This is a genomic window from Bradyrhizobium sp., assembly GCF_019244115.1.
GTDB lineage: Bacteria > Pseudomonadota > Alphaproteobacteria > Rhizobiales > Xanthobacteraceae > Bradyrhizobium.
The window spans coordinates 1-2,287 of the sequence record NZ_JAFATE010000380.1 but is presented as its reverse complement, the minus strand read 5'-3'; the positions used below and the strand labels follow the sequence as shown (position 1 = coordinate 2,287).

Genomic DNA, 2,287 nt, shown 5'->3' with positions numbered 1-2,287 from the left:
TCATGCGCAGGGCGTCGCCTATCACGCCAGGCGATTGGGCATTCCCGCCACCATCGTGATGCCCCTGGGCACGCCGATGGTGAAGGTCGAGAACACGCGGCGGCACGACGCGGAGGTCATCATCTCCGGCCAGACGCTGGAGGAAGCCGGTGCGTTCGCGCGCGAACGTGCCAAAGCGCAGGGACTGACGCTGGTTCATCCCTATGATGATTCCCTGATCATGGCGGGCAACGGCACGGTCGCGCTCGAAATGCTCGAAATGGCGCCGGAGCTCGACACGTTGGTGGTTCCGATCGGCGGCGGCGGGCTCATCTCCGGCATGGCCATTGCGGCAAGATCGCTGAGGCCCGAGCTGCGCATCGTCGGGGTTCAGGCGGAGCTTTATCCTTCGATGTACAACGCCATTACCGGCGGGCAGCGGCCGATGCGCGGCGACACGCTCGCCGAAGGCATCGCCGTCAAGGCGCCCGGCCGGATCACGACCGAGATCATCCGCAAGCTGGTCGACGATATCGCGCTTGTGACGGAGGACCAGATCGAGCGGGCGGTCGCGACGCTGATCGCGATCGAGAAGACCGTGGTCGAGGGCGCCGGCGCTGCGGCCCTTGGCGCAGTTTTGGCTGCACCGGATCGCTATCGCGGCCGCAATGTCGGCCTGGTGCTGAGCGGCGGCAATATCGATACGCGGTTGATTGCTTCCGTTCTCACCCGCGAGCTCGCCCGCGAGGGCCGCCTGACGCAACTCGCCATCGACATCCCGGATCGTCCCGGCCGGCTCGCGGCGGTCGCGAGCCTGCTTGCGGAGGCGGGAGCCAACATCATCGAGGTCTCGCACCAGCGTACCTTCTCCGACCTGCCGGCAAAAGCGACCCTGCTGGAGCTCGTGATCGAGACACGCGACAAGGCGCATCTTGACGAGGTCATGGCGCGGCTCGACGCCGCCGGGTTCAAGGTCCGCCTATGAGGGCGGAGGGCGCGGGCTCCGCCACAGCCAGATCGCGAGCGAGCCGGACCGCCCGCGGATCGGGGTGTCATGCGGGCCGGTCAGCTCGCCCTCTTCGTACATCGCGCAATCGCGTCCGGCTGCGCGCAGCAGCTCGTCGCTGACGGCGAGTTCGGCGCCATGGCCGGCCGCGACCTCCATCAGGCGGCTTGCCACGTTCACCGTATCGCCGGTCGCGGTGATGTGGTGATGGCTCATGCCGCCGAGGCGGGACGCGACGATGGTCCCGTAATGCGCGCCGACCTTGAATCCGAGCTTTGCGCCGAGGGATTGAGGCTGCGCGGCCAGCCAGCGCGCGGCACCGATGCAAAGGTGCGCCGCGCACTCCGCGGCCTTGGCGGCGTCATGTGAGGCCGGCTCCGGCAGGCCGAACAGAATCATGGCGCCGTCGCCGAGAAAACTCGTGATCATGCCGCCGCAGGCTGTCACCTCCCTGTCGACCAGCGCGTGAAACTCCTTCAAGAGCTCACGGACGCGGTCGGGCCCGAGTGCCTCGCTGAGCGAGGTGAAGCCGGAGAGGTCGATGAACACGATCGCCGCGTTCTGGCGAACAGGCTCAACCAGAAACTTGGGGTTGGCCGTCAGCCATTGCTGGATTACCGGCGCCTGAAATTCCTCGAGCAGCTGGCTTCTCTTCGCAAAGTACTGCGCACGTCGTCGGCCGGACAGAAGCTGGACGGCGCCGAACAGGATGACCGGAGGGGCGGTGGCGGCGATCGGCAGCGCGGCGCTGAGCCAGATGCCGGACGAGAATGCAAGGGTGCTCGCGCCGATCCAGATCACGACGAGAGAGGCGGCCGCAAGCAGCCCTGCAACGCTGCGACGCCACGCGAGCAGCGCCACGAGCATCATGGGCAGCAGCGCGGCGACGAGCCCGTCGACGGTTCGCACCGTTCGATCACGCAGGACGACGTCGCCGGCCATCAGATGGGTGATGGCCGTCGCCATCACTTCGACGCCGGGCAAAGATTCGAACGGGGTCGGAAAGATATCGCCCACGCCGATCACGGTCATGCCGATCACGACGATCCGGTCCTGAATGGCAGCAGGATCGGCCTCGCCGGACAGCAACGCATCGGCACCGATGGTCCGGATGGTCCGGCGCGGCCCATAGAAGGCAATCGGCAGGGCGTGATCGGCATCGGTCGGAATCGAAAGCCCGCCAAGCACCAGGCGCTCCGGCTCGATCAACGGCTCGGCGCCGGTCGCCAGCGCGGCGACACGCAGCGGAAATGACATCGCAAGCCCGTCATCGCTCCGGAACAGCATCGGGATCGCGACCGG

2 protein-coding genes are annotated in these 2,287 nt (G+C 67.2%); one reads left to right on the top strand and one right to left on the bottom strand.

Annotated features, from left to right (window positions below):
• Positions 1–964, top strand: a 964-nt coding sequence (locus tag JOZ76_RS16735; RefSeq protein WP_291699858.1) for a threonine ammonia-lyase, incomplete at its 5' end; no start/stop codon positions are given.
• On the opposite strand, the gene JOZ76_RS16730 is transcribed toward JOZ76_RS16735, so the two are convergent.
• On the bottom strand, positions 959–2,287 hold a 1,329-nt coding region (locus JOZ76_RS16730; protein WP_291699856.1), incomplete at its 5' end, for a CHASE2 domain-containing protein. The genes JOZ76_RS16735 and JOZ76_RS16730 overlap by 6 nt on opposite strands.